This window comes from Shimia sp. CNT1-13L.2 (assembly GCF_024331145.1).
GTDB lineage: Bacteria > Pseudomonadota > Alphaproteobacteria > Rhodobacterales > Rhodobacteraceae > Shimia.
In genome coordinates this window covers 593666-619795 of record NZ_JANDJO010000001.1, presented here as the reverse complement: position 1 = coordinate 619795, position 26130 = coordinate 593666, and the positions used below count along the sequence as shown (strand labels likewise).

At 61.0% G+C, this 26130-nt stretch carries 27 protein-coding genes; 11 read left to right on the top strand and 16 right to left on the bottom strand.

Features of this window, described 5'->3' with window-relative positions; all coding sequences use genetic code 11:
* Positions 1 to 18: 18 nt before the first annotated feature.
* Entirely contained in the window at positions 19 to 1068 is a 1050-nt protein-coding gene (gene mutY, locus NNA36_RS03085) for an A/G-specific adenine glycosylase (RefSeq protein ID WP_255104104.1), read from the bottom strand.
* A gap of 85 nt (positions 1069 to 1153) precedes the next feature.
* Between mutY and NNA36_RS03080 the strand changes: the two genes are divergently transcribed.
* Together NNA36_RS03080 and NNA36_RS03075 are read left to right on the top strand one after the other, a co-directional pair.
* On the top strand, positions 1154 to 1654 hold the full coding sequence (locus NNA36_RS03080) for a DUF721 domain-containing protein (protein WP_255104102.1): 501 nt from the start codon (positions 1154 to 1156) through the stop codon (positions 1652 to 1654).
* Between the two features lie 12 nt (positions 1655 to 1666).
* Positions 1667 to 2353 carry a DsbA family protein gene (locus tag NNA36_RS03075; protein ID WP_255104100.1) on the top strand — a complete coding sequence of 229 codons (687 nt, stop codon included), beginning with the start codon at positions 1667 to 1669 and terminating at the stop codon, positions 2351 to 2353.
* Between the two features lie 18 nt (positions 2354 to 2371).
* On the opposite strand, the gene lpxK is transcribed toward NNA36_RS03075, so the two are convergent.
* Both lpxK and NNA36_RS03065 read right to left on the bottom strand, forming a co-directional pair.
* Positions 2372 to 3379, bottom strand: coding sequence for a tetraacyldisaccharide 4'-kinase (gene lpxK / locus NNA36_RS03070; protein WP_255104098.1), 1008 nt, complete (start codon positions 3377 to 3379; stop codon positions 2372 to 2374).
* On the bottom strand, positions 3379 to 4596 hold the full coding sequence (locus NNA36_RS03065) for a 3-deoxy-D-manno-octulosonic acid transferase (protein WP_255104096.1): 1218 nt from the start codon (positions 4594 to 4596) through the stop codon (positions 3379 to 3381). Before NNA36_RS03065 ends, lpxK begins: the two co-directional genes overlap by 1 nt.
* A 226-nt stretch (positions 4597 to 4822) precedes the next feature.
* On the opposite strand from NNA36_RS03065, the gene NNA36_RS03060 reads away from it, so the two are divergent.
* A complete protein-coding gene (locus NNA36_RS03060) occupies positions 4823 to 5563 on the top strand; it encodes a glutamine amidotransferase (protein WP_255104094.1) in 741 nt (246 codons plus the stop codon).
* On the opposite strand, the gene NNA36_RS03055 is transcribed toward NNA36_RS03060, so the two are convergent.
* The 3 genes from NNA36_RS03055 to NNA36_RS03045 form a co-directional block, all read right to left on the bottom strand.
* Positions 5560 to 6357 (bottom strand): 3'(2'),5'-bisphosphate nucleotidase CysQ, encoded by a 798-nt coding sequence (locus tag NNA36_RS03055; RefSeq protein WP_255104092.1) that lies wholly within the window; start codon positions 6355 to 6357, stop codon positions 5560 to 5562. The two genes, NNA36_RS03060 and NNA36_RS03055, sit on opposite strands and share 4 nt — an antisense overlap.
* On the bottom strand, positions 6344 to 7690 hold the full coding sequence (locus NNA36_RS03050) for a TldD/PmbA family protein (RefSeq protein ID WP_255104090.1): 1347 nt from the start codon (positions 7688 to 7690) through the stop codon (positions 6344 to 6346). The genes NNA36_RS03055 and NNA36_RS03050 overlap by 14 nt, the downstream gene beginning before the upstream one ends.
* 121 nt (positions 7691 to 7811) lie before the next feature.
* Positions 7812 to 9317 (bottom strand): DUF2125 domain-containing protein, encoded by a 1506-nt coding sequence (locus tag NNA36_RS03045; RefSeq protein WP_255104088.1) that lies wholly within the window; start codon positions 9315 to 9317, stop codon positions 7812 to 7814.
* A gap of 129 nt (positions 9318 to 9446) precedes the next feature.
* Here NNA36_RS03045 and NNA36_RS03040 point away from each other — a divergent pair, with 129 nt between their 5' ends.
* Both NNA36_RS03040 and NNA36_RS03035 read left to right on the top strand, forming a co-directional pair.
* Entirely contained in the window at positions 9447 to 10199 is a 753-nt protein-coding gene (locus NNA36_RS03040; protein WP_255104086.1) for an SDR family oxidoreductase, read from the top strand.
* On the top strand, positions 10196 to 10807 hold the full coding sequence (locus tag NNA36_RS03035) for an enoyl-CoA hydratase/isomerase family protein (protein ID WP_255104084.1): 612 nt from the start codon (positions 10196 to 10198) through the stop codon (positions 10805 to 10807). Before NNA36_RS03040 ends, NNA36_RS03035 begins: the two co-directional genes overlap by 4 nt.
* An 81-nt stretch (positions 10808 to 10888) precedes the next feature.
* Here the strand turns inward: NNA36_RS03035 and NNA36_RS03030 are convergent, their stop codons facing one another.
* Complete coding sequence (locus NNA36_RS03030) at positions 10889 to 11182, bottom strand: HNH endonuclease (RefSeq protein WP_255104391.1); 294 nt, start codon at positions 11180 to 11182, stop codon at positions 10889 to 10891.
* A gap of 78 nt (positions 11183 to 11260) precedes the next feature.
* Here NNA36_RS03030 and NNA36_RS03025 point away from each other — a divergent pair, with 78 nt between their 5' ends.
* Positions 11261 to 12580 (top strand): mechanosensitive ion channel domain-containing protein, encoded by a 1320-nt coding sequence (locus NNA36_RS03025; protein WP_255104082.1) that lies wholly within the window; start codon positions 11261 to 11263, stop codon positions 12578 to 12580.
* On the top strand, positions 12577 to 13728 hold the full coding sequence (locus NNA36_RS03020) for a TIGR03862 family flavoprotein (protein WP_255104080.1): 1152 nt from the start codon (positions 12577 to 12579) through the stop codon (positions 13726 to 13728). Before NNA36_RS03025 ends, NNA36_RS03020 begins: the two co-directional genes overlap by 4 nt.
* Positions 13729 to 13806: 78 nt before the next feature.
* Here NNA36_RS03020 and NNA36_RS03015 read toward each other — a convergent pair whose 3' ends face one another.
* The 5 genes from NNA36_RS03015 to leuS all read right to left on the bottom strand — a co-directional run bounded on the left by NNA36_RS03015 (position 13807) and on the right by leuS (position 18882).
* Positions 13807 to 14046 (bottom strand): hypothetical protein, encoded by a 240-nt coding sequence (locus tag NNA36_RS03015; RefSeq protein ID WP_255104078.1) that lies wholly within the window; start codon positions 14044 to 14046, stop codon positions 13807 to 13809.
* A 79-nt stretch (positions 14047 to 14125) separates the two neighbouring features.
* On the bottom strand, positions 14126 to 14710 hold the full coding sequence (locus NNA36_RS03010; protein WP_255104077.1) for a glutathione S-transferase family protein: 585 nt from the start codon (positions 14708 to 14710) through the stop codon (positions 14126 to 14128).
* A gap of 89 nt (positions 14711 to 14799) precedes the next feature.
* Positions 14800 to 15825 carry a DNA polymerase III subunit delta gene (holA, locus tag NNA36_RS03005; protein ID WP_255104075.1) on the bottom strand — a complete coding sequence of 342 codons (1026 nt, stop codon included), beginning with the start codon at positions 15823 to 15825 and terminating at the stop codon, positions 14800 to 14802.
* Positions 15822 to 16322 carry an LPS assembly lipoprotein LptE gene (gene lptE, locus NNA36_RS03000; protein ID WP_255104073.1) on the bottom strand — a complete coding sequence of 167 codons (501 nt, stop codon included), beginning with the start codon at positions 16320 to 16322 and terminating at the stop codon, positions 15822 to 15824. The genes holA and lptE overlap by 4 nt, the downstream gene beginning before the upstream one ends.
* Positions 16309 to 18882, bottom strand: coding sequence for a leucine--tRNA ligase (gene leuS, locus NNA36_RS02995; RefSeq protein ID WP_255104071.1), 2574 nt, complete (start codon positions 18880 to 18882; stop codon positions 16309 to 16311). Before leuS ends, lptE begins: the two co-directional genes overlap by 14 nt.
* Before the next feature lie 170 nt (positions 18883 to 19052).
* On the opposite strand from leuS, the gene NNA36_RS02990 reads away from it, so the two are divergent.
* Complete coding sequence (locus tag NNA36_RS02990; RefSeq protein WP_255104069.1) at positions 19053 to 20312, top strand: glycosyltransferase family 4 protein; 1260 nt, start codon at positions 19053 to 19055, stop codon at positions 20310 to 20312.
* A gap of 21 nt (positions 20313 to 20333) precedes the next feature.
* Here NNA36_RS02990 and NNA36_RS02985 read toward each other — a convergent pair whose 3' ends face one another.
* Positions 20334 to 20840: a DUF3576 domain-containing protein gene (locus NNA36_RS02985; RefSeq protein WP_255104067.1), complete on the bottom strand. Its 507-nt coding sequence runs from the start codon at positions 20838 to 20840 to the stop codon at positions 20334 to 20336.
* A 259-nt stretch (positions 20841 to 21099) separates the two neighbouring features.
* Here NNA36_RS02985 and NNA36_RS02980 point away from each other — a divergent pair, with 259 nt between their 5' ends.
* Together NNA36_RS02980 and NNA36_RS02975 are read left to right on the top strand one after the other, a co-directional pair.
* Positions 21100 to 22005, top strand: coding sequence for a porin (locus NNA36_RS02980; protein ID WP_255104065.1), 906 nt, complete (start codon positions 21100 to 21102; stop codon positions 22003 to 22005).
* 142 nt (positions 22006 to 22147) lie between these two features.
* Positions 22148 to 22801 (top strand): YggS family pyridoxal phosphate-dependent enzyme, encoded by a 654-nt coding sequence (locus NNA36_RS02975; RefSeq protein ID WP_255104063.1) that lies wholly within the window; start codon positions 22148 to 22150, stop codon positions 22799 to 22801.
* A gap of 8 nt (positions 22802 to 22809) precedes the next feature.
* On the opposite strand, the gene NNA36_RS02970 is transcribed toward NNA36_RS02975, so the two are convergent.
* Both NNA36_RS02970 and ribA read right to left on the bottom strand, forming a co-directional pair.
* Positions 22810 to 23304: a L,D-transpeptidase family protein gene (locus NNA36_RS02970; protein WP_255104061.1), complete on the bottom strand. Its 495-nt coding sequence runs from the start codon at positions 23302 to 23304 to the stop codon at positions 22810 to 22812.
* Positions 23301 to 24392: a GTP cyclohydrolase II gene (gene ribA, locus NNA36_RS02965; RefSeq protein WP_255104059.1), complete on the bottom strand. Its 1092-nt coding sequence runs from the start codon at positions 24390 to 24392 to the stop codon at positions 23301 to 23303. The genes NNA36_RS02970 and ribA overlap by 4 nt, the downstream gene beginning before the upstream one ends.
* 178 nt (positions 24393 to 24570) lie before the next feature.
* On the opposite strand from ribA, the gene NNA36_RS02960 reads away from it, so the two are divergent.
* Positions 24571 to 25257: a response regulator transcription factor gene (locus NNA36_RS02960; RefSeq protein WP_255104057.1), complete on the top strand. Its 687-nt coding sequence runs from the start codon at positions 24571 to 24573 to the stop codon at positions 25255 to 25257.
* A gap of 205 nt (positions 25258 to 25462) precedes the next feature.
* On the opposite strand, the gene NNA36_RS02955 is transcribed toward NNA36_RS02960, so the two are convergent.
* Complete coding sequence (locus NNA36_RS02955; protein WP_255104055.1) at positions 25463 to 26092, bottom strand: glutathione S-transferase family protein; 630 nt, start codon at positions 26090 to 26092, stop codon at positions 25463 to 25465.
* Positions 26093 to 26130 lie beyond the last annotated feature (38 nt).

Below are 26130 nucleotides of genomic sequence, written 5' to 3'. Positions count from 1 at the left end.
CCTGTGCAATGCGTTTCCTCAAACTTTGGTCAGATCAAAGGCTTTGCGCATCACCGTGGGCAGGTCGGATGGGCGAAAATCCGCAAGGTCCACAAATTCACCGATCTTCGGGGTGCGGTCCATCGGGACAAGCGCGGTCTTGACGGTCAGGCGCAGGTGGAAGTGGGTGAAGGTGTGGCGGGCCTGGGTGGGAAGTGTTTTCCACTCGGCCCGGATCGGTTGCCTGTGCTCCGGCGTGTCCCCCTCGACCCATTCCGACCCCGGCCAGCCAAGCATACCGCCCAAAAGCCCTTTCTCGGGTCGACGTTCCAATAGGTAGGCACCATCTACGCGGCGCGCGATATAGGCGGTGCCGAACCGGATGGGTTTGGGCTTTTTTGGGGTTTTCTTGGGCAGGTTTGCCGCTGTGCCATTCACGCGGGCAGTACAGTTGTCGCGCCACGGGCAGATGCCGCAGGCCGGATTGCGCGGGGTGCAGATTGTTGCGCCAAGGTCCATCACGGCCTGCGCGTGGTCTCCGGCACGCAGGTGCGGCGTAAGTGCGGTCGCGTGTTCGGTGAGTTCGGGCTTGGCGGCGGGCAGGGGCGTGTGCACATCGAACAGGCGTGCCATGACACGTTCCACGTTGCCGTCCACCACGACCGCAGGGCGATCAAAGGCGATGGCGGCAATGGCACCGGCGGTATAGGGGCCAACCCCCGGCAGGGTCAGCAATTCCTCGACAGTGTCAGGGAAGACGCCCCCGCGTTCGTTCGCAACAACACGCGCGCATTTGAGCAGGTTGCGCGCGCGGGCATAGTAGCCGAGGCCCGCCCATTCCCCCATGACCTGCGCATCTTCGGCGGCGGCAAGGTCGCCGACGGTGGGCCAGAGCGCTGTGAAACGTTCGAAATAGTCCTTAACGGCGGCAACGGTTGTCTGTTGCAGCATGATCTCGGACAGCCAGATGCGATAGGGATCGGGTGTGATGCCGGCACGGCGATCAGAGGGGCCAACACGCCACGGCATTTTGCGGGCGTGACGGTCATACCAGTTCAGCAGATCCGAAGATTGCGGATGTTCACGCAAGATTTATCTCTCCACTTGGTCGGTTTCGCTGGCACCGCGCCGCGTGGACACTAAAATAGCGCCAAACCAAGGGATGCAAGATCATATGCGCCGCCCCACGACCAAAGGCTTTGCCCGAACGTCTTCACTGCTTCGCGAAACCATTCGCAAGGCAGGCGAAAGCCGTGGTTTCGCGGTGACGCGGGTTCTGACCCATTGGGCGGAAATCGTGGGGGATGACACTGCCGCGATCTGCAAGCCGGTGGATGTGAAATACAATCGTCAGGGCCTTGGGGCGACGTTGACGGTGCTGACCACCGGTGCCCAGGCCCCGATGCTGGAGATGCAGAAGGAAAAGCTGCGCGACAAGGTGAACGCCGTTTATGGCTATAACGCGATTGCACGGTTGCGCATCACGCAGACGGCCGCGACAGGCTTTGCAGAGGGGCAGGCCCAGTTTGCCCATAGGCCGAAAGCGGCGAAGAAAGAGATCAAGCCAGAAATCCAGAAAGAAGCCAGCGACATGGCGGCTTCGGTGCAGGATGAGGGGCTGCGCCAGGCGCTAGAGCGGCTGGCTGGAAATTACCTAACGAAAACGAACCGCTAGAAAGGTTTTGCGATGACCCGCATCATTCCCGTAGTTGTTGTTGCGCTGGCCGTTGTGGCCGGTGGCGCCTGGTGGCTGACACAGGGCAAAGAGACCGCCGACACCGTGGGGCAGACCCAGATCGCGCAGTCGAGCCAAACTGCAAGTGACGCAACCGATGCAACCGACACCTCGGGCGTGACCGAGATGGTGATGGGGGCCGAAGATGCGCCGATCACACTTGTTGAATACGCGTCGTTCACCTGTCCGCACTGCGCGACTTTCCACGAGCGTGTGCTCAAACCGCTGAAGGCGGACTATGTGGATACCGGCAAGGTCAAGTTCGTCTTCCGCGACGTGTATTTCGATCGCATTGGCCTCTGGGCCTCGATGGTTGCCCGTTGTGGTGGCCAGGAGCGTTTCTTTGGCATGACCGATCTGATGATGTCCAGCCAGAGCGATTGGGTGCGTTCGGGCGACCCTGTGACCATCGCGGGTGAACTGCGCAAGATTGGCCGTTTGGCTGGCCTGAGCGATGATGCCCTGACAGCCTGCATGCAGGACGAAGCCAAGGCAAAGGCGCTGGTGGCATGGTCGGAGAAGAACACCAATGCCGACAAGATTTCGGGCACCCCGTCGCTGATCATCGACGGCGAGAAGCACTCGAACATGAGCTACGCGGATCTCAAGAAGATCCTCGACGCCAAGCTGGGCGGCTAAGCGAACAGGGCGGGGCGTTTAGCCCCGCGCCTCCAGAATGCGGTTGAGACAGTCATCAATCGCGGACCAATCCGAAATCTGAAGACGGACCGGCAGCGTCAGGACCTTGCGGCGAAAGTCCTCGGGAAGGCGCACGGCGTCTTTTTCGGTGGTCACCATCTGCGCACCGTGGCGGCGTGCATCCGCTTCAAGACGCGCCAGCAATGCCGGGGTAAAGGGCTGGTGGTCGGTCAATGCTTCGCCGTGGATCAGCGTCGCGCCAAGGCCGCGCAGCGTGTTGAAGAATTTCTCCGGATGCCCGATGCCGGCAAAGGCAAGATAGGGCATGTCGGTCCAGTCCATCCCCATCTGCAACGGCTCGAGCGCCCCGGTGGTATGCGGCAGTTGAATGGCGTCTGCCCAGATGTCGGCGAATTTCGCCTGTGCATCGGGGGCACCGATGGAGAGCAGCACGTCGGCACGGGACAGCCCAACCTCAACCGGTTCTCGCAGCGGCCCGGCGGGCAGGCAGCGGCCATTGCCGAACCCCTTGTGGGCGTCCACCACGATGATCGACATATCCTTGTGCAGGGCGGGGTTTTGAAAGCCGTCGTCCATCAGGATCACGTCGGCACCGGCAGCCTCGGCCTGTTTGGCACCTGCCGCGCGGTCCTTGGCGACCCATGTCGGTGTGAATGCCGCCAGGAGCAGCGGTTCGTCCCCGACCTCGGCCGCGCTGTGGGTGCGTTCAACAACCTGAACCGGCCCTTCCAGGCTGCCGCCATACCCGCGCGAAACGACATGGGGGGTCAGTCCGCGAGCTTGCAGGTGCTGAGCGATCGCGATGGTGGTGGGTGTCTTTCCTGTGCCGCCCGCGTTCAGGTTGCCGATGCAGATCACCGGCACTTTGGCCCGATAGGCGGTGCCGGTGCCACGCGCGAGGCGTTTGGCCGTCTGGCTGGCATAGAGCTGGCCCAGCGGGGCGAGCAGCCTTGCGGGCAGGGCGGGTTTGTCGGGCGTGGTGTCCCAGAAAGAAGGCGCGCGCATCACGACAGCCCCTTTTCGTCCAGCGTGTCCTGCACAAGCGTGATGATCTGGTCAGACACTTCGGCCCCCTCTGAAACGGTTTCCCAACCCGCATGGGCCATTGTCGCCGCCTGATCGGGCGCTGTCAGGTGGCTTAGGGCGGTGGCAAGGCTGTCGGTGTCGCGCACAATACGGGCCGCCCCGGCCTTGGCCAAGCGGGTATAGCTGCCAAGATGGCGGCGCACCCCCGGTCCATAGAGCACGGCCGAGCCAAGCGCGGCAGGTTCAAACGGGTTTCGGCCTCCGTGGCCCGGGGCCAGCGAACTGCCCAAGAAAGTAACAGGGGCAACGCGATACCAAAGCCCGCGTTCACGAGGATCACCGCTCAGGACAACCTGTGTGTTGGTGTCGGGGAATTCGCCATCATCCCAGCTGGCCACGCGCCAGCCATCTTCGCGAATGGCCTCAAGGAACCTTGGCGCGTCGGCGGCGTTGTCGGGGATGACGACGAGCAACATCCGGTGCGTCAGGCGTCCGACCGCCCGGTGTGCCGAAAGGATGCTGCGCAGCTCGGTCAGCTGAAGCCGGGATGCGAGCCAGAGCGGACGGCCGGACAGTGTTTCCGAGAGGTCTTCGAGATCGGTTTCAGAATGGGGCAACGCCGGGCAGTCTTCGAGCAATGGCCCGCTTTTCTGGACCTTGTTGCCGGTCGGAAACAGGCGGCGCAGCCTGCCATAGGCTTCGGAAGAGCCTGCGAGGATCGTCTTGAAATGCGCCAGCGTTGCCTTGACCGGATCGGGAATGACCCGCCAGCGGCTGTTTTCGATCATCACCTGATCGGCATCGGCAAGGATAGTTGGAATGTCGCGCCGATGGGCTGCATCAATCAGGGCCGGCCGCAGGTAGGGGCCAAGCCAGAGGCTTGCATCCGGTTTCCAGTGATCGAGAAACAGGCGGATGTCGGCGGGGTTCTCGGACGGTCCTTCCTGCCAGATCACCTTGTCCGGCAGATTGGCAGGGCGTTTTGTGCCGGGCGAGGTGCTGAGCATCAGGGAAAGCCCGCCGCGCAGGCCGATCAACCGCAACCCAAGTTGGGCCAGCGCGGTGATACGTTCCGGCTCGGAGCAGTGCAGCCAAAGCAAGCCGCCATCCGGGCGTTGTTCTGATATCGCCTCGAGCGTGCTAGCCTGACGGCGTGCAAAGGCCAAGTAGGCGGAGAGACCAAGAGACCGCGTCATACCGTACCCACCATACATCTGCCCCTGCAGCAAAATGAGGTGTCGGAAAAGCGAATGTGCATTGATGTCTCCGGTCGGGCCTTGAGGCAAACTAGGGGTTTCGCCTGTGGGCTACAAGAGAGGGGGATGCGGCAATTTTCGGCAAGCCGCAGGCAGTGTGCACGGTTGACGCACGCCATGCGATACGGCACTTCGACGGGAAGCGAACTGCCATGAGGCCACGACGATGAAACCATTCCTGATCCTGCAACTGCGCCCGGAAACCGAAGCCTCGGATGACGAGTTTCAGGCGTTTCTGCGCAAGGGGGATCTGAAGGAAGAAAACGTGGTGCGCATCCGTCTGGATCAGGAGGCATTGCCCGATAACCTGTCGCTGGATGACTATTCAGGCGTGATCGTTGGTGGAGGGCCGGGGTGTGTGAGTGATCCGCTCGACAAGAAATCCCCTGTCGAGAAGCAGATCGAAGACGCGGTGCTAAGCCTGATGCCCGAGATCACCGAACGGGATTTCCCGTTCATGGGATGTTGTTACGGGATCGGTATCCTTGGCCATCACCTGTCGAAGGTGGTGAACAAGGACAACTATGGCGAGGAAGTCGGAACTGCGGATTGCAGCCTGACAGACGATGGGCGAAGCGATCCCCTGATGCAGGGTATTCCAGAGAATTTTCAGGCCTTTGTTGGCCACAAGGAAGCGGTGCAGCGTCTGCCGGAAGGCTGTGCGCACCTTGTCAGTTCACCGACCTGCCCTTACCAGATGATCCGCTTTGGCGAGAACGTCTATGCCACCCAGTTCCACCCAGAGGCGGACAGCGACGGCTTCGAGGTGCGGATCGGGATCTACAAGCATCGCGGTTACTTCCCGCCCGAGGACGCAGACAAGCTGGTGGCGATGTGCCGTGCCGCCGATGTTCATGCGCCAGAGGTGATCCTGCGCAACTTCGTGCAGCGGTATGCCACTGCCTAAATGCGCGGAACCGCGTCTTCCGGCACGAGGGCTTCGGTGATCTTGGGATGAATGCCCTGACCTGCCGCGACCATGCCTTTCTGGCGCGGGTCGCGGTTGTTGAAAACCAATGGCGCCCCGAAACGATCCGAGGTTCTGGCCCCTGCTTCGCGCAGGATCAGGTCGCCTGCGGCAATGTCCCATTCCCATGTCGGGCGCAGCGTGAACATCGCGTCATAGCGCCCCTGCGCCACAAGGGCGGTGCGATAGGCAAGCGACGGGCGATGGCTGCGGTCCATCGCTGGGGGCGCGTTGCGCCAATGCTGGCGGTCCATCGTCGGGCGGGCGGCAAGCACGCTGGCCCCCGTGATGTCGGCGCGGGTGGTGGGATGGATGCGTTCATAGTTGAGGAACGCCCCCATGCCGCGCGCAGCCGTATACAGCTTGTCGCGCATCGGCAGGAAAATCGCTGCCGCGATCACCTCGCCTTTCTCGGCGATGGCAAGAGAATGCGCCCAGGTGTTCGACCCTTCGATGAAGGAACGAGTGCCGTCGATCGGATCGATGATGAAAACGCGCTCTGCCGAGAGCCGGTCCTGGTTGTCGGCGGATTCTTCGCTGAGCCAGCCATAGTCGGGGCGCGCGGCCCGCAGTTCGTGTTCGAGCATTTCGTTGACGGCAAGATCGGCCTCGGTCACCGGCCCCGCGCCATCAGGTTTATCCCAGCTTTGCGCAACTGGCCCCGAGAAGCGGCGGGCAATGCGCCCCGCTTCCTCGGCGGCCTCGATCAGGAGTTTGAGGTCAGTTTCCGGCAAGGGTCAGACCTTCTACCAGAAGCGAGGGCACAACGCGCGACAGGTAACTCCTCGCGTCGTTGGCCGGGGTGATGCCGCGCAGCATCTCAAGCAGGTTGCCGGCGATGGTGCATTCGTTCACCGCATGGGCAATCTCGCCGTTTTCGACCCAGAACCCGGCCGCCCCGCGCGAATAATCGCCCGTGTTGGGGTTGATCGTGGAGCCGATCAGGGAGGTTACCAGAAGGCCGGTGCCCATGTCGCGCAAAAGGTCTTCACGGGATTTGTCGCCCTGCGTCAGGGCAATGTTCCAGGTTGAGGGCGACGGGGGCGAAGAGACACCCCGCGCCGCGTTGCCTGTCGGGTTCAGTCCGAGCTTGCGGGCGTTTGCCAGATCGAGGGTCCAGCCCTGCAACACGCCATCCTCGACAATTGCGCGCTTGCGGGTCGCAAGACCTTCAGCATCGAACGGGCGCGAGCCGCTGATGCGTGGGCGGTGCGGATCTTCCAGAATGCTCAGGCCCTTGGGAAGGACTTGTTCCCCCAACGAGTCGCGCAGCCATGACGCGCCACGCGCAATGCTGGCCCCGTTGGCAGCCCCCAGAAGGTGCCCGACCAGAGAGGCCGAGATACGCTCGTCAAACAGGACCGGATAGGCGCCGGTGGGCGGTTGAACGGCATCAAGACGGGCCACCGCCCGTTCACCTGCGGCACGGCCAATCTCGGCGGCATCGCGCATGTCGGACTGAAAAGTGCGCCCGTCGCCGTCGTGATCGCGTTCCATGCGGTCCCCTTCGCCGGCGATGGCGACGCAGGAAAGACCGCGGCTTGTTCTGGCATAGCCGCCCGCGAACCCGTTGGTGGCCGCAAGGAAGACCTCGCTGCTGCTAAAGCCTGCATTGGCGGCCTGCACCTGCGTGACGCCTTCGACGGCCTGCGCGGCGGCCTCGGCCTCTACGGCGTCTTGCTGAAGGGCTTCGGCTGCGGGTTCCGGGGTGGGGTCGTAAAGTTCGAGCGCCTCCAGATCCCAACCCGTGGCAAGCTGGCCCGGATCGGCAAGTCCGATGTGGGGATCTTCCGGCGCGACCTTTGCCATTGCCACGGCGCGTTCCGCCATTGTGGCGATGGTCTCTGCGCTTGTGTCCGAGACGGAAACATTGGCCTGACGTTGCCCGAGGAAAACTCGCAAGCCAAGATCGGTCCCTTCTGAGCGTTCGGCCTGTTCAAGAGCCCCGCCGCGCACGTCGATCGAAACAGAGGTGCCGCGAATGGCGATGGCGTCGGCCGCGTCTGCACCGGCCTTTTTCGCCGCCTCAAGCATCGCCTGCGCCAGGTTTTCCAAGTGTCCGCTCATGAGTGCCCCATCTTTTGTTGCTTAATCAGGTAGACCGTGCTTGCCAGTGGTGCAAGTGCGCGGGTACGAAAAGGGCGGCTCCGTGATGGTGCCGCCCCGATCGGTCCAAGTCGTGTGGCGCTTACTGGATGCGCTGGCCGTTGGCGAGGATGTGGCCCTCGGCGTTGATCTCCAGCGTCGATTCAAGCTGGTCGTCGCCAGTCGGGATCGCGAAGAGGCCCATCATCATGCGTGCGCCCATTGCCTGATCTTCGGGGACAAGACCCATACCAACCAGCGTGTCGAGCAGCTTGTTGCCGCCCACCAGTTTGAGCGAGAGGCTGCCTTCGGGACGGGGCATGCCGTCAAAGGTGGTGAGGTCCGTGTTGTCGAGCGTCGCCGCACCCGCGCCTGTCAGTTCCGCACCGGCGATGCGCAGCAGCAGGTTTTCGACGGTGACGGTGTTGACCTCGCCCGGAATGTCATCGCTTTCCATCACGTCCTCGGAGAGCAGATCGCCGAACAGTGTGGCCGTGCCACCGATGTTGATCGACACGGTGGCCGGATCATGCGGCAACTGTCCGGTCGGATCGATCATGCCCCAGAGCATTTCGGGAACGGAAAGGTCTGCAAAGGTTACGCCAAGCGCGAAGGGGGCGGGGGTTTCGGTCCGCGACAGCGGCATTTCGAAATTGGTGCTGGTGCTTGCCATCTCGAAGGACAGCGGGAAGGGGATGCCGCCGCCGAACATGGTCATGGCGATACTTTCGGCACCGGTGTCATAGCGAATGTGATCGCTGTCCATATCGAATTCCAGCGCGTTTGACGCGGCGCTGACGTCCATCTGGAAGGGTCCGTCGTTGTCCTGCCCCGACAGCGATACGGTCGAGACGCCCGAGGTGAACTTGGTGGTGCCCTGCATGCCACCATAGAACATGGCAAGGGGATCCGAGCTTGGCTCTTCGGTGATAGGAAGGCTGGCACTCGTGGACAGCATCGTATCGGCAAAGTTGCCGCTGACGTTCATGCTGCCTTCGCCCGGCTCGGAAAAGGCACCGGTAAAGGTGATGGCGCCGGACGTCATAGCCTGCATGGTTTCGATCATGTCACCTGCAATGGCGAGGCTGCTTGTGCCCTTGGAGCCAGCGAAATCCATGCTGAAGCTTGCGTTTTCAACGGCTTCGCCATCCACGACCACTTCGGTCAGGGCGAGTTTCATGTTGTCGGCGGTAAAGTCGTATTTCTGGTTGGTCGGTACGCCCGAAGCCACCATGTCGAGACCGATGTAGGACACCACCATCGATAGATCGAGCGGCTCTTCCCCGTCGGTCATGCTCATGGTGAGGGGCATGTTGTCGGCAAAGCCGATCTGCACGGTGCCGTCCTTGTTGTCGCTGAAGGTCATGGTGCCCATCTGGGCACTGAAGCCCCCCATGTCCTCGCCGTGATCCATCGACAGGGTCAGGTTGTCGACAATCAGAACGTTGCCGGAGGTCGAGGTGTCGGCCGACACCTCGTAACCGGAGGAGGTGAGGTAATCTTGCCAGAGGGCCCAGACATCCTCGGGCGTGACGTCTGCAAAAGCGGTGGTGCTGGAAATGGCGAGCGTGGCCGGAACCGTCCAGCCCATGTTTTTCAAGAAATTCATGAGTCTCTTCCCTGATGAAAGTTTCCCTAAGCTTCGGACTCCAGAAGGACGGGGTCAAGGGGCAACCTCTGGACGACCGGGGGATCGCGGTTTACCAGAGGAAGAGAATTCAGGGAGGGAGGTTACGATATGGTGGATTTGACTGGAAAAACGGTTTTGATCACGGGCGCCAGCCGCGGGATCGGGGAAAGTGCTGCGCATGTTTTCGCCGATGCGGGGGCCAACGTCGTTTTGCTGGCGCGTGGCGCCGAGGCAATCGAGCGGATCGCGGCGGAAATCGGTGACAAGGCGATGGCCGTCGCCTGTGATGTCGCCGACTATGGGCAGGTCGAGGCTGCGGTACAGGCGGCCGTCGCCCGCTTTGGAGGTGCAGATATCCTGATCAACAACGCAGGCGTGATCGAGCCGATTTCGCACCTTGATGCCTCTGATCCCGAAGGTTGGGGACAGGTGATCGACATCAACCTCAAGGGGGTCTACCACGGGATGCGCGCCGTGATGCCGATCATGGAGAAGGCCGGCGGAGGCAGCATCCTCACCATCAGTTCAGGTGCCGCGCATGGACCGGTTGAAGCCTGGAGCCACTATTGTGCCTCGAAGGCGGCGGTGAACATGCTGACCCGCTGTGTCGACAAGGAAGCCCGCGACAAGGGCATTCGCGCCATTGGCCTGAGCCCGGGAACCGTGGCCACCGAGATGCAGCGCGAGATCAAGGCCAGCGGAATCAACCCGGTCAGCCAGCTGGACTGGTCCGACCACATCCCGCCGGAATGGCCCGCCAAGTGCCTTTTGTGGATGTGCGGACCCGAGGCCGATTCCTGGCTTGGTGACGAGATCTCGCTGCGGGATGAGGATATTCGCAAACAAGTTGGACTGACATGATCGAACTGACCAAGGAAGAAAACGGGCTGTGGATTGCCACAATCAACCGCCCGGACAAGGCAAATTCACTGACCCATGCAATGCTTTCGGAACTGGCCGACATCGCCGAGGCCGCGCAGGAGGCAAGCGGTTTGATCCTGACGGGGAAAGGCAAGGTGTTCTCGGCAGGGGCCGACCTTGACGAGGCGCGCGCCGGTCTGGCGACGTCGGATGTGTGGGAGCGGCTCTCGGGCAATATCGCGGCGCTTCCGGGGCTGACGATTGCCGCGCTGAACGGCACGCTGGCAGGCGGCGCGATGGGTATGGCGCTGGCCTGTGACCTGCGTCTGTCGGTGCCTACGGCCAAGTTCTTCTATCCGGTGATGAAGCTGGGTTTCCTGCCTCAGCCGTCGGACCCGAAACGCATGGCGGCGCTGATCGGACCAAGCCGTGCCAAGCTGATCCTGATGGGCGGGCAGAAGATCCTTGCCGAGGAAGCGCTGCAATTCGGTCTTGTGGACCGGCTGGTTGCGCCCGAGGCGCTTTTGGAGACCGCACGTGACATCGCCGCCGATACGCTTGCGGCCAAACCCGAGATCGCGCGTGGCATCAAGGAATTGTGCTGCTGAGGCAATGGCATGAGGGGCGCTGCCCCTCTTGCCCCGTACGGGGCAATTCACCCCGGGGATATTTGGACCAAGAAGAAGCCATCATCGTTTGCGCCGTGGCCCGGGCGTCTTGGAATGAAAGCCCGGCGGACGTTTGGCGACCCAGCGAACGAACTTGGCTAGCCGCGGATGGGCGCGCAGGGCATCGATGGTGAAATAGGCGCGCGCAAGGTCTGCTTCGCTTAAGGTCGCGTGGATTTCATTGTGACAGATCTGGTGCAAGAGCACCGTTGGTCCATGTTTGCCGCCTTTGAGGCGCGGCACCAGGTGGTGCATGCTCTGGCGTGCATCCGGGGGGATAGGACGCCCGCATAGGGGGCAAATCGGGTCTGACACGGGGTTTTTCTTGTGTCCTTCGGAGTGGTCGGGCATGAGAATGACCCAAGTATTGGTAAGTTCAAAGGGTTAGGTAGCGTGGATCAGACGGAAATCCTCGAGAAGGCACAGGGTTACGCGGTGCAGGGATGGGACGTGGCCAAGGAATGGTTGCTGAGCCCCCAGGCCTGGACGCAGTTCGGCCTGTTGGTGGCGGCCTACCTGCTGGCGCTGTTCCTGACGCGCAGGTTGCAGCCGGTGCTGGACCGCCTGCTGACCCCGCCGGATGAAAAAACCAATGTCATCGCCAAGACACGCCGGTTCATCCTGACTTTCCTGCCGCTGATGCTGCCCCTCTTGGCCTATGGCCTCACCGGGATCGGTGAGACCGTGACCCGCTCGATCTTTGATGCCGGGGCGGTGATTGCCTTTGGCAAGCGGGTTTTCATGTTCCTCGCGGCGCGCATCCTGGTGAACGAGGTCATCAAGGACCCGCTTCTGAAGGTTCTGGGCAAGTACTTCCTGTTGCCGGTCGCTGCGCTTTACGCGGTGGGCTTTCTGGACGAGGTGATGACGCGCCTTGACCAGACGGTTGTGCCTTTAGGTAACCTGTCCTTCTCGCTCTTGTTCCTGATCCGCTTTGTTCTGGTTGGCGGCGCGATCTTCTGGCTGGGCCGGTGGTCGAATGACCAGACCGCGGCGGCGATCAAGCGGCAGGAAGAGATGCGGCCGGCGATGCGCGAACTGACGGCCAAGGCCGCAGAGATCGCGATCTTCGGCCTGGCCTTCCTGTTGGTCATGAACATCATGGGCATCTCGCTGACATCGCTTGCGGTTCTGGGGGGCGCGATTGGTGTGGGTCTTGGTTTCGGCCTGCAAAAAATTGCCTCGAACTTTATCTCCGGCGTGATCCTTCTTTTGGAGGGGCAGGCAACCGTTGGCGATTATGTCGAACTGGATGGCGGCGAGGCGGGGACCATCGTCAAGATGACCGCGCGGGCGGCGATCCTCGAGACATATGACGGCAAGTGGATTGTTGTGCCGAACGAGGATTTCATCACGACGCGGGTGGTGAACTATTCCGACAGCGGATCGGCCAATCGCTACGAGGCGCCGTTTTCGGTGAGTTATGACACGGATATCAACCTGGTGCCCGATATCGTTGAAAGCGCGGTGGCGGCGATGCCGGACGTTCTGAGCGAGCCTTTTCCGCCGGATTGCGAGCTGCGGGCCTTTGGCGACAGCGGCATCGAGTTCGCGGTCGAGTTCTGGGTGAACGGGATCGACGACGGGCGGCACAAGTATACCTCGGACGTCCTGTTCTGTATCTGGAACGCCCTGAAGGCGCATAATATCGAGATCCCGTTCCCGCAGCGTGTGGTGCAGGTGAAGGGCGAAATCCGAACCCGTATGAAATGAAAACAGCACTTGTGATCGGGGCCGGACCTGCGGGTCTGATGGCGGCGGACGAGATGTCTGCGGCAGGATTGCGCGTTGTTGTGGCCGAGGCGAAACCTTCGGTTGCCCGCAAGTTCCTCATGGCTGGCAAGTCGGGGCTGAACCTCACGAAAGATGAGCCTTTTGAACGGTTTATGTCCGTTTTCGAGGAGGCGGGGCCGGTGCTGCGGCCAATGCTGGAAGCCTTTGGGCCCAAGGAGACCGTTGCCTGGGCCGAAGGGCTTGGGCAGGAGATGTTCACGGGTTCCACCGGACGGGTGTTTCCGAAGATGATGAAAGCCTCGCCCCTTTTGCGGGCCTGGCTGGCGCGACTGGCGGGGCAGGGTGTGGAAATCCGCACCCGTTGGCGCTGGGTTGGGGGCGCGTATCGCTTCGAGACACCCGAGGGCGTGCAAGAGATAGCGCCGGATGTGACCGTGCTGGCCTGTGGCGGGGCGAGTTGGGCGCGGTTGGGGTCGGATGGGGCCTGGGCGGGGTTTCTGGATGTGCCGACAGCGCCGTTTCAGCCCGCGAACATGGGCTTTGTTGTCGACTGGTCCCTGCATATGGCGAAACACTTTGGTGCGCCGGTCAAGGGCGTTGCTCTGATGGCTGGTGATCAGAGGGTTCGTGGTGAATTTGTCGTTTCCGAACAGGGGCTTGAAGGGGGCGGTATCTATGCGGTGTCGCGCCGGATGCGGGAGGGGGAAACGCTTTTCCTCGATTTGTTCCCGGATCTTGACGAAGAGGCGTTGCGCCAGAGGTTGAACCGGCCGAGGGGCAAGGCAAGCATGGCGAACTTCCTGCGCAAAACGCTCAAGCTGGATCCGGTCAAACAGGCGCTGCTGATGGAGTTCGCACGGCCCTTGCCGACGGATTTAGCTCCTGTTCTCAAGGCGTTGCCGATCAGACATGCCGGTCCGCGACCGATGGATCAGGCGATTTCGACAGCCGGTGGCATCCGCCTTGAGGCGCTGGACAAGGGATTGATGCTAACTGCGAAACCGGGGGTTTTTGCCGCCGGAGAGATGCTGGACTGGGAGGCCCCGACAGGTGGCTATCTGCTGACGGCCTGCCTTGCGACGGGCAGATGGGCGGGGCAGAACGCGGCGCATTTTTGCGGCGTTTGAGGCTATCTGTATTACGTCGGTATTACGTCGGTATTGCGGAGGTGCCCCAAACGGGGCGCCCCCGGCCGTTTTAGGCGACTACTTGTAGCCCTTTTTCTTATATTCATCGACCAGCTTGAGATAATTCTCGCGGCCGCCGTCGTGTTTTTCCTTCTTCCACTTGCCGCCCTTTTCCTTGGTCTGAACAAGACAGCCGCTGTTCTTGCAATTGATGCGAAGCTTGTTGCCGTTGCCATCCTTCATGCTGGTGTTGCCAGCCAGAGCGGGAGTAGTAGCAAGAGCGAGGGAGACAAGAGACAGTGCAATGACGCGTTTCATTCGGAACTCCTTTGGGAAATCATACATTCAATACCCGCACTCTGGTGAGTGATCCGAGGCGCGTCAATGGCGGGTTTGCCTACTTGCCTGTCAGCTTCTGAAAGGCCGGGCGGCTCCGGCAGTTGCGCATGTAGGTTGCAAATGCTTCGTTGTCGGTTGGAAAGCCCGCAACCTTGGCCCAGCTTCCGCAATGGGTGAGAATTATGTCGGCAATCGTGAAGGTGTCGCCCATCAGGTAGGGGCCTTCGAGGCGGTTCATCAACCGTTCGATGTTGTGGGCGTATTCCCACATCAGCGATGGTTTCACATCAGCAACGCGATGCTCTTTGGGCAGGATGAAACTGTGGCGCGCCGCGGTCCACAGGACGGCGTCAATCTCATCGAGAATGCAATGCGTCAGCGCATCCTGACGCGCGCGGTCAGGCGTGCCGGCGGTGTGGGTCAGGCCGCCGTGTTTATCCGCGAGATAGGTCATGATGGCGGTGGAATCGGTCAGGACAAGATCACCATCCTTGAACACCGGAACCTTGCCCGACGGGTTCAACGCCAGCACCGCTTCGGAATGGGGGCCTTCTTTGACGAGGGTGTAGGGTTGGCCGAGCTCTTCCAGAGCCCACAAGACACGAAAGGCGCGTGTGGTGGGGCTGCCAATGACTTCATACATGATGTGATCTCCCAAAGTTTGCGCGCAGGTTTGCAGGCTTTCCCAAGGGGAACAAGAGAAGGGTGGTGTGACCTGCCGTCACTTATGGGTCAGCGGCGCGAGAGCATCGCGAGGCGCAGAAGCATCCGTTCGACAAGTGCCATTGCGGGGGCGCTTTGCCCTGCCGAGCGCAGTTGCAGGTCAGTATCGGTGAGAATGGTCAGTGCCTGTTCCAGCTTGGCAGCCCCCCAGCCCTGCGCCTGTCGCAACATGCGATCCCGGCGCGGGCCAAAGATCGGCGGGCGCATCCGGGCAATGCCGGCTGCTGCGCCGCCGGGATCGGATGCGGCAGTATAGAGCGCACGGAAATGACGGGTGGCGCTGATACAGAGGGTGACAGGGTTCATGCCCTGCGCTTCGAGCTTGCGCAGCACCGGGCCAAGTTCGGGAGCGCGGCCTTCGGCGGTGATATTCAGGACGTCATCCAGCGCGGCCTCGGTCGAGGTCGGGGCGCAGGCGACAATGTCATCGCTGCTGACGGGGGTGCTGTCGTTCAGCTTATAAAGCGACAGTTTCTCGAGGGTCTGGCGGAAATCGCCTGGATCAAGTTCCTTGGCGAGATTAGAGAGATCGGTCATCGCGTCACGATCGACTTCGCGCAGGCCGGAGCGGGCCAGTTCGGCCTCGATCTCTTCGCGTGAAGGTGGGTCGTTGTAGATGCCGACGGCATAGGCGTTGGGATGGTTTTCAAACGCCTTGCGGATTTTCGAAGATGCCTTGAGCTGGCCAGCGGTGACAATGATCTGCGCGTCGCCCGGCGCCCAGTCTTCGAGCGCGGCCAGAACGGCGGGAGCGGCGGTGTCATTGGCATCTTCGACAAAGGCCACGCGGGGGCCGGGAAAGAAGCTTACCGCCTTGATGGCATCGACAAGGCGGGCCGGATCTTTGCGCAGATCGCCACCGGGCATCCGCGACAAGCGCATTTCCTCTTCGCCTTGTGGGCCGATCAGCGATGCGACCAGTTCCTGGCGGCGCAGGGCAACGCGCATGGCGTCGGCCCCGTAGATCAGAACCCCGGTACGATCTGTTTCAGGCTTGGTCACATAGCGCGCGATGTCCCGCGCGTTCAGCTTCATGACGGGTTTTGGGCCGCATAGGCCATCAGGTTGGCCACGATCTGATCGGTCAGGATCACCATCAGCCGTTCATAGGCATCGGTTTCGGCGGCCAGCGTGGCCACCGTGGTGCCCGAGGCCGAATAGCTGACAAAGTTCTGTGTCTTGCCGCTGGTGAGCACTTCGCCCGAAGCGATGTCGCGCAGGGCAAAGGTGGCCTCGCCGGTGATGTCAAAACGGGTGATCACGCCGCGGATGTTCTTGGCGGCGGTTTCTTCCGTGGTTTTCACGGCGACGCTCAGGCCGTATGCCCCCTGCGACACGCGGCCAAGGCGATCTTCGAGTTCGCGCACCAGAACATAGGTGTTCTGATCCGTTGGCGCGTCGACGGCGATGTTGTTCAGGAACCGCGATGCGGTGCCCTTTTGCCCGTAGGTGGGGGTGAAACCACAGCCCGCGAGGGTGACCCCGGAGGCTGCGGCAAACAACAGGAAGCTGCGGCGGTTAAATGACGACATTCACGATCCGGCCGGGGACAACGATGAGTTTCTTGGGCTGGGCCCCATCCAGCGCACGAGTGACAGCTTCGTGTGCGAGGACAAGTTTTTCAACCTCTTCCTTCGCCATATCCTTGGGAACGCTGATTTCCGCGCGACGTTTGCCGTTGATCTGGATCGGCAGGGTCACGTTGGCCTCGACCAGCATGGCCTCATCGGCGACGGGCCAGGCGGCATCGATGACCAGACCTTCGCCACCCAGCATGGTCCAGACTTCCTCGGAGAGGTGCGGGGTCATCGGCGACATCAGCTGGGCAAGGGTCTTGGCGGCTGTGCGCTTGGCGTCGCCACCGGCCTTGGATTTGGCCAGCGTGTTGGTAAAGCCGTAAAGCTTGGCGATGGAGGCGTTGAAGCCGAAGCTTTCGACACCCAGGGTCACGTCGCGGATGGCCTTGTGCATTTCGCGCAACAGGTCTTCATCCCCATTGCCGGTGCCGGCAGGCATTTCGGCGATCTCGGAGGCGATGCGGTGGACGCGGGCAAGGTGCTTGGCGGCGGCTTCGGCCCCCGAGGCGGTCCATTCCACGTCACGCTCGGGCGGCGAATCGGACAGGACGAACCAACGGGCAGTGTCTGCGCCATAGCTGCTGATGATGTTCAGCGGGTCGACCACGTTGTTTTTCGACTTCGACATCTTGGCCGAGGGGATGACCTCGATCTTTTCGCCAGTTTCCTTGACGAAGGTGCCGCCATCACGTTCCTCGACTTCGGCCGGGTAGTGATAGATCGCGCGGCCGTTTTCATCGGTGCGCTCGGCGTTCTTGTAGATCGCGTGGGTCACCATGCCCTGCGTGAACAGCGCGTCGAAGGGTTCTTTCGACTTCTCAGGCAGGTGGCCGGTGATGTTCATCGCGCGGGCAAAGAAGCGCGAATACAAGAGGTGCAGGATCGCGTGTTCGATGCCACCGATGTATTGGTCGACGTTCATCCAGTATTCGGCTTCGGCCAGATCGGTCGGGGTGTCGGCGCGCGGCGCGGTGAAGCGGGCGAAATACCACGACGAATCGACAAACGTGTCCATCGTGTCGGTTTCGCGCTGCGCCGGTGCGCCACATTTCGGGCAGGAACAGTCACGCCAGTTCGGGTGACGGTCCAGCGGGTTGCCGGGGATCGAGAAATCAATCGCCTTGCCGTCTTCGTCATAGGGCAGTTCGACCGGCAGGTTCTCTTTCTTTTCGGGCACCACGCCGCAGCTGTCGCAGTGGACAACCGGGATCGGGCAGCCCCAATACCGCTGGCGGGACAGGCCCCAGTCGCGCAGGCGGTACTTGGTGACGCCTTCGCCCCAACCTGCCTTTTCGGCAAAATCGACGGTGGCGTTGATGGCCTCTTCGCCGGTGGCTTCATCCAGACCGGCGAAGTGATCGACCCATTTCACCTTTTCGGTTTTCGGCGGCACAAAGGCTTCGTTCGCGACCGGCGTGGCGTCGTCCAGCGCAAAGAAGGTGTCGATCACCGGCAGGTCATACTTGCGGCAGAAATCAAGGTCGCGCTGGTCATGCGCCGGACAGGCAAAGATCGCGCCGGTGCCGTAATCCATCAGGATGAAGTTGGCGATCCAGACCGGAAGTTCCCAATCGGGGTTCAGCGGGTGCTTGACCTTGATGCCGGTGTCATAGCCCAGCTTTTCGGCGGTCTCGATGGCTTCCTCGGTGGTGCCCCCCTTGCGGCATTCGGCAACAAAGGCCGCGACCTCGGGGTTTTCGGCCTCCATCGCCTTGGCGATCGGGTGATCGGGCGAGATGCCGACAAAGGACGCACCGTTCAGCGTGTCCGGACGGGTGGTGTAGACGGTGATCGGCTCTTCACCATCGGTGCGTTCGAACGAGAATTGCAGGCCGCGCGATTTGCCGATCCAGTTTTCCTGCATCAGGCGCACCTTGGCGGGCCAGTTCTCAAGCGTATCCAGCGCCGACAACAGCTCTTCCGACATCGAGGAGATGTTGAAGAACCACTGGGTCAGTTCGCGGCGTTCGACATCCGCGCCCGAGCGCCAGCCCTTGCCGTCGATGACCTGTTCATTGGCAAGAACGGTCATGTCGACGGGATCCCAGTTCACAACCGCGTTCTTGCGGTAGACAAGGCCCTTTTCCAGCATGTCGAGGAACAGCGCCTGCTGCTGGCCATAATATTCCACGTCACAGGTGGCGAACATGCGCGACCAGTCGAGCGAGAGGCCAAGCGGCTTCATCTGGTCGACCATCGTGTCGATGTTGGCGTAGGTCCAGTCCTTGGGGTGGCCGCCAGAAGCCATCGCGGCGTTTTCCGCGGGCATGCCGAAGGCGTCAAAGCCCATCGGGTGCAGCACGTTGTGGCCGGTCGACATCTTGTAGCGCGCGATCACGTCACCCATCGTGTAGTTGCGCACGTGCCCCATGTGCAGCTTGCCCGACGGGTAGGGGAACATCTCGAGGACGTAATACTTGGGCTTGGATTCGTCCCGGACGGCCTTGAAGGTATCGGACTTGGCCCAGGCTTCTTGCCATTTGGCTTCGATTTCGGCGGCAGAATAGCGCGACATAAACAGTCACCTTTCCTTAGAATTCAGGCAGTGCAGCGTTTTCAGCGGTGATATGCGCCCAAAAGCGCGTGGTCTAGGGCTTGGGGGCCTCAATTTGAAAAAATGACACGCTAGGCATGGGAATTTTTCGGATATACAAGGACGCACCGGGTTTTCAGAAAGCATTCCCAATGAACATTCTCTTCATTCACCAAAATTTTCCGGGCCAGTACAAGCATCTGGCCCCGGCGCTGGCTGCGCGTGGGCATCGGTGTGTTGCTCTCACTCTGCGCGTGAAACAGCCTGGCGCCTGGCAGGGCGTTCAGCTTCTGCCCTACGAGATTCGCCGCAATCCCAGCCAGAACCTGCACCCCTGGCTGGTGGACTTCGAGACCAAGCTGTTGCGCGGTGAGTCTTGCTATCTCGCGGCCAAGCAACTCAAGCAGCAGGGATTCGAGCCGGACCTGATCGTTGCTCACCCAGGATGGGGGGAATCGATGTTCCTGCGCGATCTCTGGCCCAAGGCGCGAATCGGGCTCTATTACGAGCTCTATTACACCACCCGCGATGGCGACATGGGCTTTGATCCCGAGTTCCCGCAGAAGATGCCGGAAGTCGAGGCGATGCGCCTGCGGCTGAAGAATCTCAACAACCTCATGCACCTGGAAGTCGGCGATATGGGCGTCAGCCCGACCGAGTTCCAGGCGGGCACCTTCCCCCAACAGTTCCGCGACAAGATCACGGTCATTCATGACGGGATCGACACCAACCATGTGATGCCAAGCCCCGATGTGGCGATGAAGGTGAACGACGATCTGGTGGTGACGCGCAAGGACGAGGTGATCACCTTTGTGAACCGCAACCTCGAACCCTATCGCGGTTATCATGTCTTTATGCGGGCGCTGCCGCGGCTGTTGAAGGAACGCCCGAATGCGCGGGTTCTGATGGTCGGGGGCGACGAGGTCAGCTATGGTGCCAAGCCGCCGGACGGCCGGACCTGGAAGCAGATCTATATCGACGAGGTGCGCGGCAAGATTTCAACGCCCGATTGGGAGCGCGTGCACTTCCTTGGCCGGATTCCCTATGACCAGTTCCTGCGCCTGCTTCAGGTCTCGAGCGCGCATGTTTACCTGACCTACCCGTTTGTCCTGAGTTGGTCGCTGATCGAGTCGATGAGCGCTGGGGCTCCGATTGTCGCCAGTGATACCGCACCTTTGAAAGAGGCGATCAAGCACGGTGAAACCGGACGCCTGTTCCCGTTCTTCGATCAGGACAAAATGGTCGAGGAAATCTGCACGGTTCTCGAGAATCGCGAGATGGCAGACGAGCTTGGCCGCGCTGCGCGAAAATTCGCCCAGGAGAAATACGATCTGCAATCCGTATGCCTGCCGCGGCAGATGGAATGGATCGATCAACTGGCCGCGATGGAGCCTGGCAAGTTCACACTTTGAGCAATGTGAAAGACGGCAGGCTTAAAGCTTGCCGTCTGCAACGCGCAACTGACGGGCGCGGGTGAGAATCGCATCTTCAACTGCACGAACCGTACCTGCGGAAACCGCACGGCCGCCACGGGTTTGCATCGCCACGTGCAGCGAGCGCGCATCAAGCGAGGGGTCGCGTACATAAACGGTGGCGCGATAGGAACGGCCACCACCCGGAGGGGTGCCATAACCTGTCACGATGACACCCGAGAAGGGGTCAACCGATTGAACTGGAAGGAAATCAAGGACTTCCAGAGATGCATTCCAGATATATTTGTTCACGCGAACGGTAACGTCCGAGTTGTCCGGCGCGAAGATGTCCCAGATGGTTTGTCCATCAACGTTCTGCTCCGTCGGGTTTCCGGTGTCCGCCCTGGCGAGGTATTCTTCGCCGCCGTACGTTCTATCGTAAGGGTCACTATTGCGGTTGCCGCAAGCCGCAACGGCTGCAACTGCGGTACACATGACAACAAGCTTCAGAACACCAGTCAGATTCATTATTTCTTGCCCAAATCTCAACGTTGGTACCGTCCTAGCCATAAGGACGCCTTGGAGCAAGGATATAGTGGGTCTGCCATTCTGATACCGTTTGAGGCGGTTTGCGGATGTGTGGCATCTCTGCACCATGTTGGGCGGCAATCTTGTTCACGAGTTTCGTTTGCTTGCAACGAAGGCCCGAAAGGAGTGAAAGACAGTGGCACACCCACTCTGGATTCTCCTGACTGGGCGCATGAATTGGAAAACCGAGGGAAAAACTATGAAAAAAGTTCTCTTCGCTACGACTGCTCTGGTTGCAACCGCTGGTGTTGCTGCAGCAGACGTAACTTTCGGCGGCTACGGCCGTTTTGGTGTACTGTACGTTGATGGCGCTGCAAACGAAGTAACTCTGTCGTCGCGTCTGCGTCTGATCGTTACTGCGACCGCAGAAACCGACAACGGTCTGTCGTTTGGTTCGCAAATCCGCTACCAAGCTGACGCCGACGAAAACGGCTACTCGTCCAACTTCGCCGGCAACATCGCGGCATTCAACACCCCGCGTTTCTGGGTTTCGACCGGCGGCCTGACCCTGTCGGTTGGTAACGTTCTGGGCGCACTGGAAAACATGCCTGGCATGTATGACGGTGGTGTTGGCTTCACCGGTCTGGGCTTCCTGGAAGCTGTTTACGGTGGCGGCGACGCTTACTCGTCGGGCGGCGCTGGCGTCTTCGGCGTTGACGTTCTGTACAGCGCAGGCGCATTCGGCGTTCACCTGTCGCACAGCTCGGACGACCTGATCGGTGCTACCGTAGTCGACCGTACCGCTCTGGCCGTTTCGTACACTGCAGGCAACTACACCGTTGCAGCAGCTATCCAAGATTCGGACAACGCAGCTGACACCGACTTCGCTCTGACCGCTTCGGGTTCGTTCGGCGCAGCAGACGTAACCGTCAAGTACGCTGACAACGGCACCGCAGACAGCACCTTTGGTCTGGGCGTTAACTACGCTGTAAGCGACGCAACCACCCTGGCTGGCTACATCAACCGCGACAGCGGCATTGACCAAACCGCATGGGGCATCGGCGTACGTCACAGCCTCGGCGGCGGTGTTTCGCTGCGCGCAGGTATCGTAGACAACTACGCTGGCGTTACCTCGGCGGACGCTGGTGTTGTATTCAACTTCTAATCTTAGAAGCTGAAAGCTACGCTTTCGAGGGCAGGTCTTCGGACCTGCCCTTTTCTTTTGCCCTTGGGTTTTCCCGAGGGCTTTTCTTTTTGCAGGTGATGGTGTTCTAGTGCGGCCAATTGGACCGCAACGGGGAAACGCCATGTCGCTTGCCGAAATCACCGCACGAATCCACAAGGCCGAGGAGCTGGCCGGGCGTCCTGTCGGGGCGACCGAACTGATCGCGGTGAGCAAGGTGCAGCCCAATGAGCGCGTCGAAGCCGTTCTTGAAGAAGGGCATCGGGTGTTGGGTGAGAACAAGGTTCAGGAAGCAGCCGGGAAATGGCCCGCCTTTCGCGAGCGTTTTGACGGCGTGAAAGTGCATCTTCTTGGGCCGTTGCAGACCAACAAGGCGCGTCAGGCCATGGAGTTGTTCGAGGTGATCCATTCCGTCGACCGCCCCAAGCTGGCCAAGACCCTGGCGCGGCTGGCGCAGGAGTTGGGCCACTGCCCCAATCTTTTCATCCAGGTGAACACGGGCGAGGAAGAACAGAAGGCCGGGGTCATGCCGGCCGATGCCGATGCCTTCGTGGCCGAATGTCGCGCGCTTGATCTGCCCGTGGTCGGGCTGATGTGTATCCCGCCGGTGGACGAAGAACCCTCGTTGCACTTTGCCCTTCTGGCAAAAATCGCCGCGCGAAACGGTCTTGAGGGGCTGTCGATGGGCATGAGCGGCGATTTCGAGAGAGCCGTGGCGCTTGGGGCGACCCATGTGCGCGTTGGCTCGGCGATTTTCGGGGCACGCGATTACGGCTGAACGCCGACCTAGGGCACGATCACCCGTGTGCCGGGTACAGCGCGGCAGGCAATCCAGTACATGTGGTCACGGCGAAAGGCGATGCAGCCCTCCGTCGGAAAGCCTTTGCGCCGGTACTGGTGCAGGAAAATGGCCGATCCCTTGCCTGCAATCGCATTGGGCCAGTTCCAGTTGGTCAGCAGAACCAGATCATAGAGTGGATCGGAGCGGCGCAGCTTTTCGTGGCTGGGGCCATAGGGAGCCTGAACAAGCGTGTTGTAGGCCGGATCATCGCTGGCATCTGACCAGAGATCGCCGTTGTGAATCGGTTCCGCCCAGGGGGTTGGTTGCGCCATACGGTCAGGCCGATACAGCAGGCCGGTGATGGTGTGGATGCCGCGCGGCGTGGCGCCGTCGCCCTCGCGTTTGTCGGTGCGGATACCGCCTTTGCCGATGGTGCAGGGAAACCGACGCCCCATGAACCGCAGGCCCGTCGGGGTGAGCACCATTTCAGAGGGTGTCACAGCAGGTGCCCCGACTTGGCCGCCTTGGTTGCAAGATAGGCGGTGTTATGGGCATTTTCCCCGACTTTCAGGGCGACACGTTCCGCCACCGTGATGCCCGTGCTTTCCATCATGGAAATCTTGCGGGGGTTGTTGGTGAGCAGCCGCACCGATGAGAACCCCATTTCGCGCAGAATCTTGGAGCCGATGCGGAAATCGCGCTCGTCATCCTCGAACCCAAGGCGGTGATTGGCCTCGACGGTGTCAAAGCCCTGATCCTGCAGCGAGTAGGCACGCATCTTGTTGGCGAGGCCGATTCCGCGGCCTTCCTGGTTGAGGTAGAGCAGAACGCCTGCGCCCTCGCTGCCCATCTGGGCAAGGGCACCATTCAGCTGCGGGCCGCAATCACATTTCAGGCTGCCAAGGACATCGCCGGTGAAACAGGCCGAGTGCAGCCGTGCCAGAACCGGTTCGTCCCGCGAGGGGCGGCCGATCTCGATGGCATAGTGTTCCTCGCCGCCGTCCTCGGGACGGAAGATATGCAGGCGGCCTGCCTCGGCTGCTTCCATCGGCAGGCGTGCATGTACGACCGAGTTCAGAGGGCTGGTGGTTTCAAGATGCGGCGCGGCAAGGTCGGCGGGAATGACCGTCAGGCCGTTTGCCATGGCAAAGGCGGCGGCATTGTCGAGCTCGACCACCAGCGCCGAGGGCAGAAGGCGCGCGGACTTTACCAGCTTGATCGCCGTGCGGTGCAGATCGGCCGATCCGTCGCGCAGGGATTTCAGCGGGCCCTTCATCGGCTTGTTGAGATCGTCCTGCGGATCGGCGACGCCCTTGATCCAGTTGATACCGGCATCCGCCGGCAGAGCGAGGCGCGCCAGATCGCCATCGTAGGCACGGGCCTTGAGGGTTTCGGCACGGCGGGACGTGATCGTCAGAACCAGCTCATGCCCGAGGCCGCGCACATCTTCCAGACGGTCCGCCTTTAGGGTTTCCGCCGACAGGACAAGGACGGCCTGTCCTTCCTTGATCAGAAGAATCGGAACACCCATGCGCAGATCAGAGCGGGCGCGGGCGAGGCGTTCAAGGATGTCGGGAGCGAAACTCATCGAGGGACCGGGGCGCAGTGTTACAGATGCAGGCCAAACATGTAGCCGCTTTTGCAACGAGATGAAACATATCGCACGAGATTTACACGAGGCCGTGAGAGAATTGCAGCAAATCTTGCCGTTGACGTCGATGCGCCTCACATGTTCGTACAGATGAACACGAAAACGGGAGGCCCGCATGGCTCAGCTCAAGAAAATCCTGCTGGTGGACGACGATGACGATCTGCGCGAGGCGCTGTCGGAACAGCTTATCATGACCGAGGATTTTGATGTCTTCGAAGCCGGCAACGGTGCCGAGGCGATGGTGAAAGCCAAGGAAGGCCTTTACGACCTGATGATCCTTGATGTGGGTCTGCCGGATACCGATGGCCGCGAGCTGTGCCGCCTGCTGCGCAAGCAGGGTGTGAAATGCCCGGTGATCATGCTGACCGGCCATGACAGCGATGCCGACACCATCCTTGGTCTGGATGCGGGTGCCAATGACTATGTCACCAAGCCCTTCAAATTCCCGGTGCTTCTGGCGCGTATCCGTGCCCAGCTGCGCCAGCATGAACAGTCGGAAGACGCGGTGTTCCAGCTTGGTCCATATACCTTTAAGCCGGCGATGAAGATGCTGATCACCGAGGACGAGCGCAAGATCCGCCTGACCGAGAAAGAGACCAATATCCTGAAGTTCCTGTATCGCTCGAACGATGGCGTGGTGGCGCGGGACGTGCTGTTGCACGAGGTCTGGGGCTACAATGCGGGGGTGACCACCCACACGCTCGAGACCCACATCTATCGCCTGCGTCAGAAGATCGAGCCCGATCCGTCGAACGCCCGCCTGTTGATCACCGAGTCGGGAGGCTATCGACTGGTCGCCTGATACGTGCAAGGATGGGAAATATTCTGGAAACAGTTGTGGCCCATATTCGTTGACATGGATCAAAGAAACATGCTGGCCGTACCTTTAAACATGTTGTCAGCCGCATGATTTCCATGTTGCACAGTCACCCGCGCATATCCGGGTATTGATATGCACCTCCCTGTTGGACTGGCCCGGACTTGCTCCGGGCCTTTTTTTGTCTGGGTCACAGGCCGGCGCTCGGGCGGGCCTTGATCGCCTCGTACCAGCGCAGCAGGTGAGGATGGGTATCGCTTACCCTGATCTTCACGACGCGGGCAAAATCGATCAGCACGAAGGCGGTGATGTCGGCCAGGGTGAAGCGATCGGTTGCCACGAAGTCACGCCCTTCGAGGTGCGCGTTCATCTTGTCGAAGAACAGGCCGATGCGAGTCATGCCCCGTTCGGCAAGTTCGGGAATCTGGTCAAAGTTCGCGGGGCCGGGAATGGCGCGGCCCTTCATGTGCGGGTTGGAATTGCGCAGGGCCTCGGCCACTGGCAGGCCGCCCTGCATCTCGGCAATCGCCGTCCACATCAGGATTTCGCCCTTTTCCTGTGGCGTCGTGCCCATCAGCGGCGGTTCGGGAAAGGCCGCTTCGAGATAGGCGGCGATCCCGAGGTTTTCCGAAAGCGTGGTTCCGTCATCCGTGACCAGCACCGGCACCGTGGCCGATGGGTTGATGGCAAGGAACTCGGGAGAGAGCTGTTCGCCCTTCAGAAGGGAGACCTCGCGGATGTCGATCTCCAGCCCTTTCTCGGCGATGAACATACGGGCGCGTCGGGGGCTGGGGGCGGTGGAACAATCGTAGAAAATCATATCTCTCTCCGGTGTGGTTTCGGCAAGTCTTGGAGGGA